Raw genomic sequence first — 9013 nt, 5'->3', positions numbered from 1 at the left:
TGGTCGCGGAAACCCACACGTTCCCCGAGCGGCGCTCTGCCATCGTCGGGCCACGTCGGTCCGGGAGGTCCGGGCCCTCGAGCCAAGGAGAACACTGTGGACTGCACCAAGTGCCACCGGCCGCTGCACGACTGCCCGGCCTGCAACGGGGGCCGCGCCAGCGGCGCCTTCGGCAAGCTGACCTGCAGCAAGTGCAACAACACCGGCCTGCTGTGCAACGAGCACAGCGGCCACCACGGGCGGTGAGGGATGGCGACCTGGCAGTCGGTGCGCAGCTACCTCACGTCGCACTACAGGTGTGACCTGGTCGCCGACGGGGCGGTGGTCAAGCTCGTCTTCGACCTGGCCGAGCTCCGCTCGCAGCTGGTCTTCGTGACCTGGTCTGGTCCGGACGAGGCGAGTGCCCGGTGGGTCGACTTCCACTCCCCGGTGGGGGCGCAGGGAGCGGTCGACCTCAGCAGGGCCGTGTCGCACAGTGCCGAGTACGCGGCCGGCGGCATCTCGACCTTCGGTGACCTGGTCACGCTGAGGGTGTCGGTCCCGATCGAGAACCTCGACCGGAACGAGATCGAGGAGCCGCTGAACCTCGTCTGCGTGGCGGCGGACGCCATCGAGCAGGCCGTCACCGGACAGGACACGTACTGATGGGTCTCTTCGGGCGGACCCCCAAGCCGGCCGGTGGCCGTGACTGGTCCCAAGGACCCATCGAGCCGTCGGAGTTCGCGAAGTTCGCCGAGCCGTACGTGGACTCCCTCGACATCGTGGAGCACGGCATCGCGCTCAGCGGGGTCGAGCCGACGGAGGTGGACAAGATCGAGGCACTCGTGCGCGTGTGGAACGTCCAGCAGGCGATCCTCAAGGACCTCCTGTCCGCGGAGCCTCGGATCGTGGCGGGCCTCGACGTGGTCGCGGCGCGCCCCGACTTCAACGACGAGCTGATGTGGAACTACCTGACGCACGTCGGCCCCGTCGGAGTCGCTGCACGCAACCACCTGACGGAGACGTACTCACGGACCGGACGTCTGGCTGAGATCGTCGCGACCGTGATCAGGGAGGGCGGCATGCGCGTCGACCTCGGGGGACGCGACCGCATCTGAGGCGCTTCCCGGCGGCGTGCGGTCGGTCCGCGCCGACCGCACGCCCCGTTGCGGGCACGACGGGGGACAATCGTCCGGTGAAGGTACGCGCCCCCGAACTCACCGGCCGCGGCTGGCTCAACGTCGCCGCCCCGCTCAGCACCGCCGACCTGCGCGGCCGGTTCGTGCTGCTGGACTTCTGGACGTTCTGCTGCATCAACTGCCTGCACGTCCTCGACGAGCTGCGGCCCGTGGAGGAGCGGTGGTCCGAGGAGCTCGTGGTCGTCGGCGTGCACTCGCCGAAGTTCGTCCACGAGGCCGACCCGGACGCGCTGGTCGCGGCCGTCGAGCGGTACGCGGTCACGCACCCGGTCCTCGACGACCCCGAGCTGACCACCTGGCAGGCGTACACGGCGCGGGCCTGGCCGACGCTGGTGCTCGTCGACCCCGAGGGGTACGTCGTCGCGCAGTACGCCGGCGAGGGGCACGCGCACGCCATCGACGCACTGCTCGCCGAGCTCGTCCCGCTGCACCGCGACAAGGGCACGCTGCAGCCGGGTGACTCGCCGTACGTGTCGCCGGTCGTCGAGCCCACCGACCTGCGCTTCCCCGCCTCCCTGGACCGTCTCGCCGACGGCCGGCTCGCGGTCGCCGACGCCGGCCACGACGAGGTCGTGCTGCTTGGTGTCGACGGCGGGGTCGAGCGGCGGATCGGTGGCTTCCGCGAGCCCAACGGCCTGTGCGTGCTCCCCGAGGCGGTTGCCGCGCGGGTCGGGTACGACGTCGTGGTCGCCGACACCGTCGCGCACCGTCTCGCCGGGGTCGACTCGGCGACCGGCACCGTCCGCACCCTGGCCGGCGACGGGCAGCAGTGGATGGCCGGCGACGGGACGGCCCGCCTCTCCAGCCCCTGGGACGTCACCTGGTGGCGCGACCGCGTCTGGGTCGCGATGGCCGGCACGCACCAGCTGTGGACGTACGACCCCGCCACCGGCGACGTCGAGGTGGTCGCCGGCACCACCAACGAGGGGCTGCTCGACGGTCCGCTCGACCAGGCGTGGTTCGCGCAGCCCTCGCGGCTCGCCGTCACCCCCGACGGGGAGCGGATGTGGATCGCGGACAGCGAGACCTCCGCCGTGCGCGTCGTGTCGTACGACGGGGACGCCGGCCGCGTCGACACCGTCGTCGGCACCGGGCTCTTCGACTTCGGGTTCCGCGACGGCCCGGCCGACCAGGCGCTGCTGCAGCACCCGCTGGCCGTGGCCGTGCTCCCCGACGGGTCGGTCGCCGTCGCCGACACCTACAACGGCGCCGTACGCCGGATCGCCGACGGGCAGGTCAGCACCGTGGCGACCGGGCTGGCCGAGCCCAGCGGTCTCCTCGTCGACGGCACCGACCTGCTGGTCGTGGAGTCCACGGCCCACCGGATCACCCGCGTGCCGCTGGGCGGGGTCGTCGAGGTCGACGGGTTCGCCCACCGCACCCAGCGCCCGGTGACCGACGTGGGGACGCGCGTCGAGCTGCGCGTCGACTTCACGCCGGCTCCGGGGCAGAAGGTGGACGACCGGTTCGGTCCGCCCTCGCAGCTGCTGGTGAGCGCGACGCCTCCCGCCCTGCTCCGCTCGGGTGAGGGCCGCGGGACCGCCCTGCACCGCGTCCTCGAGCTCGACCCCCGGGTGGGCGAGGGGGTCCTGCACGTCGCCGCCCGCGCCGCGTCCTGTGACGTCGACGGCGGCGAGGGGGCCGCCTGCTGGATGGTGCAGCAGGACTGGGGCGTACCGGTGCAGGTGACGGCCGACGGCGAGCTCGTGCTCGCCCTGCCGCTGGGCGGTTCTGCCTGAGCCCAGCGGCAGGGGACCTCAGCGAGCCAGGCGGGCGCCGCGGCGCCAGACCTCGCGGGTGTTCAGCGAGTCGCTGATCGTGGTGGTCGGGTCGCCGTCCACCAGCAGCAGGTCGGCGCGCAGCCCCGCCGCGACGCGGCCCCGGTCGTGCAGCGAGAAGCGTCGCGCCGGCACCGAGGTGGCGGCCCGCAGCGCCTCCACCGGGGTGAGTCCGGCGCGTACGAGGTACTGCAGCTCGTGGTGGACGCTCGCCCCGTGCGCCAGCCCGCCCATGAACGGCAGCGGGACGGACACGTCAGTGCCCACCAGCAGGTCCACGCCGGCGTCGTGCAACGCCTTCACGGTGGCCAGCACGTCCTCGATGCGCCCCTGCGGGTAGTGGCCGAAGCTGGAGCGCAGCGTGGTGTCCCACGCCTCGTCGAGCCGTGACGCGACGCGCGGGTCGTCGGCGAGCACGTCGCCGGTGATCCCCATCATCGAGGCGTTCAGCACGACGCACGGGGTGACGAAGACACCCGCACGCCGGATCTCCTCGACCACTGCCTCGTCGTGGGGCCGGTCCATGAACAGGTGCGCGAAGCCGTCGACGCCGGCCTGCAGTCCCATCCGGGTCGCGTCGACGGTGAGCGCGTGCGCGACGGTCAGGGCGCCGAGCGCGTGGGCGGCCGCGACGCCCGCGTCCACCGTCTCCTGGTCGAGCATCGGAAGGCCCGGGTGCCCCTCGACCGAACCGTCGTCGATCATGACCTTGATGTAGTCGGAGCCGCTGTCGACCAGACGGGGGACCACGGCAGTGGCCTCCGCGGGCGTGGTCACCTCCGCCTGCACCGGCCGCGGCCCCGACGGGGCGGGTGCCCCGGGCGGGGGTCCGGGGCGGAAGCCCTCGGGGAACAGCTCGGACGGGTGGCCGCCGGGCGCGGTCAGGCCGAAGCCGGCGGAGCGTACGTCGGCCGCGGTGTCGTCCTCGTCGATCTCCGCACGCCGGTCGCGGGTGTGGGTCCCCTGCATCTCCAGCTCGGTCGTGACGCCGAAGCGCAGGGCCAGGCGGAGCGCGTCGTGGTTGGTGTGGACGTGCGCGTCGATCAGGCCGGGCAGCAGCGTGCCGCCGGCGCCGTCGACGACCTCGGCGCCTGCGGGCACGGGGCCGCCGACCGAGGCGATGGTGTGCCCCTCGATAACGACGGTGGTGTCGTCGACGACGTCGTGGCCGTCGAAGAGCCGGACGTGGGTGATGGCCGTGGTGGTCATGGGCTTCTCCGTTCTGCTGGGTGCGAAGCCGGGTGCCTCGCAACGATCACGTTCTTAACGAACATGTTCGTCAGCGAGCGTACGCCTCGCCCTCCGTTCGGCCAAAGGCACGGCAGACCGGGCCGCGCCCCGCTCGTACGACGGGCCGCTTCGGTAGGGTCTGCCCGGTGACGACGCCCGTTCCCCACGTCCCCCGGAGCAGCCGTACGCGACCGGCGCGCCCCGCGCTCACGCGCGAGTGGATCGTGGAGGAGACGATCAGGATCGTCCGGGCCGAGGGGCTGGAGAAGGCCACCATGCGGCGGGTCGCGCAGGCCCTCGAGACCGGACCGGCCTCGCTGTACGTCCACGTCGCCAACACCGCGGACCTGCACGCCGCGGTCACCGACGCCCTCACCGCCGACCTCCCCGCCGACGGCGAGGGACCGTGGCAGCAGCGCCTCGAGGACCTGCTGGACGCCTACCGCGACGTGCTGCTCCAGCACCCCGGCCTGGCGCGATCGGCCATCGCGGTCCGGCCGATGGGGCCGCACACGCTGGTGCTCTTCGACCGCGTCCTCGGTCTGCTTCTCGAGGGCGGGGTCGCGGCCGACCGGGCCGCCTGGGGGACCGACCTGCTGCTCCAGCACGTCACCGGGTCCGCGGCCGAGCACGGGCCCGCGTCGGTCGGGGACGAGCGCTCCCTCGACGCCCCCGAGGAGGGCCACATCGCCGCGGCGGTGCGCGGCGCCGACGCCGCCACGACCCCGCACGTCGCCGGGCTCCGCGACGCCATCCTGGGCGGCTCCCCGCAGGCGCGGCTGTCCTGGGGGATCCGCGCGCTCATCGCCGGGATCGCCGCCACTGAGGTCCCCGACGCCTGAGCGCGCGCCGGCCCCGTGACCCGCCAGGTCCTCGCCAACGGGCCCGTGTGTCCTTACAGTCGAAGCACCGACGCAACGGTGCGTCGCGAAGTTGGGAGGAACACATGGGAATCGGACTCGGGATCGTCCTGCTGGTCATCGGCCTCATCTTCGCCCTCGACGTGGTCAGCATCCCCGGCATGGAGGACTACGTCGCCAGCGACACCCTCGGCTGGATCCTGGTCGCCGTCGGCGCCCTCGCGATCGTCCTGGCGCTCGTCATGAACAAGCAGCGGGGCGAGACCAAGCACGTCGTGGAGGAACGCCGCGACGTCCGCTGACCCTCAGAGCCAGCCCCGCTCCTGAGCGATCCGGGCTGCCTCCGTACGGCTGCCGGCGCCGGTCTTGCCGATGGCTGCGGACAGGTGGTTGCGTACGGTCCCCTGCGACAGGTGGACCGTACGCGCCATCGCCGCCACCGACGCCCCCTCCAGTGCGAGGCGCAGCAGCTGCGACTCGCGCGTCGACAACGTGCTCGGCCCGTCCATGAGGGACTCCGCGGCGAGGTCGGGGTCGACCACCCGCATCCCCGCGTGCACCCGGCGTACGGCCTCCGCGAGCTCGCGCGCGGGCGTGTCCTTGACGACGAACCCGGCCGCCCCCGCGTCCAGGGCCCGGCGTACGTAGCCCGGCCGCCCGAAGGTCGTCACGACCAGCGAGCGGGTGCCGGGCAGGGTACGGGTCAGCTGCTCGGTGACCTCCAGCCCGGACATGCCGGGCATCTCGACGTCGAGCAGGCACACGTCGGCCCCCGACGTGCGCGCCGCCTCCAGCACCTCGTCGCCGCGCGACACCTCGGCGACCACTTCCAGGTCGCTCTCCAGGTCGAGCAGCGCGGCCAGCGCCCCGCGTACGAGGGCCTGGTCGTCGGCCAGCAGCACCTTGATCACGCGAACTCCACCTGCACCTTCGTCCCGGGCGCGGCGTCGCTGAGGAGGAGCGTCCCGCCGGCCCCCTCCACGCGCTCGCGCATGCCACGCAGCCCGTTGCCCTCCGGCGCGTCGAGTCCGGCCCCGTCGTCGGTGACGACCATGCCGCGGCGCCTCAGCTCGATCGTCACGCGCTGCGCGTGCGCGTGGCGCACGACGTTGGTGACCGTCTCCCGCAGCACCCAGCCGAGCATCGCCCGGTGCTGGGGGTCGGTGTCGGCGACGGCCCCGTGCACCGTGGTGCGTACCCCCGCGTCCGCCAGCACCCGCGGGGCCGCGGCGAGCTCGGCGGCCAGGTTGCTGGCGCGCAGCCCGCCCACCGTGGTGCGCACCTCGGCCAGCGCCTGACGGGCGATCTGCTGGATCTCCTCCAGCTCCGCGGTCGCCCGGGCCGGGTCGGTCTCCACCAGCCGGCCCGCGAGCTCAGCCTTCAGGCTGAGGACGGTCAGCGAGTGGCCCAGGACGTCGTGCACGTCGCGCGCCACCCGGTCGCGCTCCGCGACGAGGGCCAGCTCGGCCCCGTGCTCGCGGTGCTGCTCGTGGGCGGTCTCGAGGAACCGGATCAGCGAGCACGCGACCAGCACCGGCCAGACGATGAGGAAGTAGAACAGCTCGAGCCCGGTGAGGGCGCCGAGTACCGGTACCAGTGCGATCACCAGGGCGGTGCGCTGCCACCACGGGCTCGGCAGGCACAGGGCCGTGAACGCGCCGAGGAACGGCAGCATCGAGATCGCGGCCGGACCCACCAGCGGGAGGGTGGCCACGACGAGGGCGACCAGGACGACGAAGACGCGCCACGGGTGGTCCGCCCACCGCACGAACCCGAGCATGTAGACCACGCCGAACGCGACCACCGCGCCGATCGTCAGCACCTTGGCCCAGACGGGACCCGTCGAGTCGAGCACCTCGAGCACCGGGTAGACGAGGAAGACCAGCCACACGGCCGGGAAGGCCCAGTTCCACCGCTCCCACGGGCTGGAGGTGGCCTCCGCTGTGCTCATCGTCGCTCCTTGCTCCTGCGCATCCCCCACACCGCCAGGGCGGTGAACACCCCAGTCCACACGATCACACTGGTGATGGGAAGCCACAGCGGGTCCTGCCCGCCGGTCACCAGGTGCCCCTCGGTGAGCGGGAACCGGGCGAGCGCCGCGTACCCGTACATCGGGGTGAACCGGGCGATGTCGAGGACCGTGCCCGACAGCGGGATGAACACGTTGCCGAGGAAGGAGAGGACGACGACCGCGCCGCTGGCGATGGAGACCGAGTTGGGGCCGGGGAACAGCAGGCTCACGGCCAGCCCGTAGATCGCGAACACGGTCGACCCCACCCAGACGAGCACGGCGGAGACCACCCAGTCGGAGGTGCTGCCCCTCGCGCCGGTCAGCGCCCCCACCAGGTAGATGAGGGCGATCGGGACGGCGGCCACGGTGAGCGCGACGCCGGCCTTCACCATCACGAACCGGACCGGTCGGAGCGGGGTCAGGGCGATCTGGCGGCCCCAGCCCAGCTGCTGCTCGGCCGCGGCGGAGCCCGAGATCGTCGTGGTCGCGGTGACCGCTCCGTACGCAGCCATCGAGATCGTCACGTACATCGCGACGTTGCCGCTGCCGACCCGCTCGCTCCCGCCGGTGCCGAAGACGAGGTACATGAAGACGGGCAGCACGACGATGAAGAACATGCCGGCCTTGTCGCGCAGCTGGCGTCGCAGGTCGAGGGCGGCGTACGTGAGGGTGCTGGCGGTGGTGCTCACTGGTCGTCTCCTGTCAGGGCGAGGAAGGCGGCCTCCAGGCTGGCGCTGGAGACCTCGAGGTCGGTGACGCCCAACGGCGCCAGGGCGGCGCGCACCTGGGCGAGCCAGGCCTCGTCGATGCCGTCGGGGCCGCTCGCGTGCGCGGGTGGGGTGAACGTGACGCTCTGCCCGCCGAACGCCGCCCGCACCTCCGCCGTCGGACCGTCCCGTACGACGCGGCCGCGCGACATCAGCACGGTGCGTTCGGCGAAGTTGTCGGCCTCGGCCAGGTAGTGGGTGGCGAACACGATCGTGCGTCCGCCGGCGGCGTCGGCGCGCATGGTCTCCCAGAACGCGTGGCGCGACGCGACGTCCATGCCGGTGGTGGGCTCGTCGAGGACCACCAGGTCGGGGTCGGGCACCAGCGCCAACCCGAAGCGCAGTCGCTGCTGCTCGCCGCCGGAGCAGGTGACCACCTTGCGGGAGGCGATCCGGGTGAGGTCGGCCCGCTCCAGGACCTCCTCGACGCGGTCGGCGCGGCCGTGGAGGGCGGCGATGGCGCGTACGGTCTCGGCGACGGTGAAGTCGGGGAGCAGGCCGCCGGTCTGCATCATGGCGGAGATCCGGCCAGCGTCGACCGCCTCGCGCGGGGTGGTGCCGAAGATCTCGACGGTGCCCTCGTCGGGGGACGTCAGCCCGAGGAGCATGTCCACGGTGGTCGTCTTGCCGGCCCCGTTGGGGCCGAGGAACGCGACGATCTCGCCCCGGCCCACGACGAGGTCGACCCCGTCGACGGCGCGCACCTGCTGGCCGTCGGTGGTCCGGAAGACCTTGTGGAGTCCGGTGGCCCGGATGGCTGGTGTGCTGGTCATGGCTCCAGCCTGACCGCGGCGGCGGTTCTCCACCTCGGGCGGCTGTCACGAGTACCTCATGACAGATGTCATGGCCCGGGTACGCCGCAGGGCCGCCCCGGCGTGTGCGGGACGGCCCTGCGGATGGTGCTCAGTACGTCAGAACGCGGCCTCGTCGAGCTCCATGAGCTCCAGGCCGGTGTTCTCGGCGATCACGCGCTCGGCGGTGAGCTTGGGGAGCACGTTGGCGGCGAAGAACTGCGCCGCCGCGATCTTGCCCGTGTAGAACGCCTTGTCCTTGTCGGACACCTCGCCCTCGAGCTTGGTGGCGGCCACCTCGGCGCCGCGCAGCAGCAGCCAGGCGCACACGACGTCGCCCAGAGCCATCAGCAGGCGGGTGGTGTTGAGGCCGACCTTGTAGATGTTCTTGATCTCGT

At 72.8% G+C, this 9013-nt stretch carries 12 protein-coding genes; 6 read left to right on the top strand and 6 right to left on the bottom strand.

Features of this window, described 5'->3' with window-relative positions:
* The first annotated feature begins 96 nt into the window (after window positions 1–96).
* The 4 genes from ACI379_RS11860 (at window position 97) to ACI379_RS11845 (ending at window position 2917) form a co-directional block, all read left to right on the top strand.
* Complete coding sequence (locus tag ACI379_RS11860; RefSeq protein WP_439792297.1) at window positions 97–246, top strand: hypothetical protein; 150 nt, start codon at window positions 97–99, stop codon at window positions 244–246.
* 3 nt (window positions 247–249) lie between these two features.
* Window positions 250–645, top strand: a complete 396-nt coding sequence (locus ACI379_RS11855) for a hypothetical protein (protein WP_439792296.1) — start codon at window positions 250–252, stop codon at window positions 643–645.
* Window positions 645–1097 carry a hypothetical protein gene (locus ACI379_RS11850; RefSeq protein ID WP_439792295.1) on the top strand — a complete coding sequence of 151 codons (453 nt, stop codon included), beginning with the start codon at window positions 645–647 and terminating at the stop codon, window positions 1095–1097. Before ACI379_RS11855 ends, ACI379_RS11850 begins: the two co-directional genes overlap by 1 nt.
* A gap of 77 nt (window positions 1098–1174) precedes the next feature.
* Complete coding sequence (locus ACI379_RS11845; RefSeq protein ID WP_439792294.1) at window positions 1175–2917, top strand: NHL domain-containing thioredoxin family protein; 1743 nt, start codon at window positions 1175–1177, stop codon at window positions 2915–2917.
* A gap of 18 nt (window positions 2918–2935) precedes the next feature.
* On the opposite strand, the gene ACI379_RS11840 is transcribed toward ACI379_RS11845, so the two are convergent.
* Complete coding sequence (locus ACI379_RS11840) at window positions 2936–4165, bottom strand: amidohydrolase family protein (RefSeq protein WP_439792293.1); 1230 nt, start codon at window positions 4163–4165, stop codon at window positions 2936–2938.
* A 167-nt stretch (window positions 4166–4332) separates the two neighbouring features.
* Between ACI379_RS11840 and ACI379_RS11835 the strand changes: the two genes are divergently transcribed.
* Window positions 4333–5028, top strand: coding sequence for a TetR/AcrR family transcriptional regulator C-terminal domain-containing protein (locus tag ACI379_RS11835; RefSeq protein ID WP_439792292.1), 696 nt, complete (start codon window positions 4333–4335; stop codon window positions 5026–5028).
* Between the two features lie 104 nt (window positions 5029–5132).
* Window positions 5133–5348 (top strand): DUF6458 family protein, encoded by a 216-nt coding sequence (locus tag ACI379_RS11830; RefSeq protein WP_439792291.1) that lies wholly within the window; start codon window positions 5133–5135, stop codon window positions 5346–5348.
* 3 nt (window positions 5349–5351) lie between these two features.
* On the opposite strand, the gene ACI379_RS11825 is transcribed toward ACI379_RS11830, so the two are convergent.
* The 5 genes from ACI379_RS11825 to ACI379_RS11805 all read right to left on the bottom strand — a co-directional run.
* Window positions 5352–5957, bottom strand: a complete 606-nt coding sequence (locus ACI379_RS11825; RefSeq protein WP_439792290.1) for a response regulator transcription factor — start codon at window positions 5955–5957, stop codon at window positions 5352–5354.
* Window positions 5954–6997 carry a sensor histidine kinase gene (locus ACI379_RS11820; RefSeq protein ID WP_439792289.1) on the bottom strand — a complete coding sequence of 348 codons (1044 nt, stop codon included), beginning with the start codon at window positions 6995–6997 and terminating at the stop codon, window positions 5954–5956. The genes ACI379_RS11825 and ACI379_RS11820 overlap by 4 nt, the downstream gene beginning before the upstream one ends.
* The gene (locus ACI379_RS11815) at window positions 6994–7746 is read right to left on the bottom strand and encodes an ABC transporter permease (protein ID WP_439792288.1); all 753 of its coding nucleotides are present in this window, start codon (window positions 7744–7746) and stop codon (window positions 6994–6996) included. Before ACI379_RS11815 ends, ACI379_RS11820 begins: the two co-directional genes overlap by 4 nt.
* Window positions 7743–8597 (bottom strand): ABC transporter ATP-binding protein, encoded by an 855-nt coding sequence (locus ACI379_RS11810; RefSeq protein ID WP_439792287.1) that lies wholly within the window; start codon window positions 8595–8597, stop codon window positions 7743–7745. The genes ACI379_RS11815 and ACI379_RS11810 overlap by 4 nt, the downstream gene beginning before the upstream one ends.
* A 138-nt stretch (window positions 8598–8735) precedes the next feature.
* Window positions 8736–9013: acyl-CoA dehydrogenase C-terminal domain-containing protein (locus ACI379_RS11805; protein WP_439792286.1), on the bottom strand; the 278-nt coding region annotated here is incomplete at its 5' end.

The organism is Nocardioides sp., from assembly GCF_051876515.1.
Classification (GTDB): domain Bacteria; phylum Actinomycetota; class Actinomycetes; order Propionibacteriales; family Nocardioidaceae; genus Nocardioides.
Note: the sequence above shows the minus strand (reverse complement) of the source record. Positions and strands in the feature narration are given on the sequence as shown.

Excerpts from the sequence above, each read along its gene's own strand:
- ACI379_RS11820 (WP_439792289.1), bottom strand. The coding sequence starts at position 6,997 with ATGAGCACAGCGGAGGCCACCTCCAGCCCGTGGGAGCGGTGGAACTGG.
- ACI379_RS11850 (WP_439792295.1), top strand. The coding sequence starts at position 645 with ATGGGTCTCTTCGGGCGGACCCCCAAGCCGGCCGGTGGCCGTGACTGG.
- ACI379_RS11840 (WP_439792293.1), bottom strand. The coding sequence starts at position 4,165 with ATGACCACCACGGCCATCACCCACGTCCGGCTCTTCGACGGCCACGAC.
- ACI379_RS11830 (WP_439792291.1), top strand. The coding sequence starts at position 5,133 with ATGGGAATCGGACTCGGGATCGTCCTGCTGGTCATCGGCCTCATCTTC.
- ACI379_RS11855 (WP_439792296.1), top strand. The coding sequence starts at position 250 with ATGGCGACCTGGCAGTCGGTGCGCAGCTACCTCACGTCGCACTACAGG.
- ACI379_RS11810 (WP_439792287.1), bottom strand. The coding sequence starts at position 8,597 with ATGACCAGCACACCAGCCATCCGGGCCACCGGACTCCACAAGGTCTTC.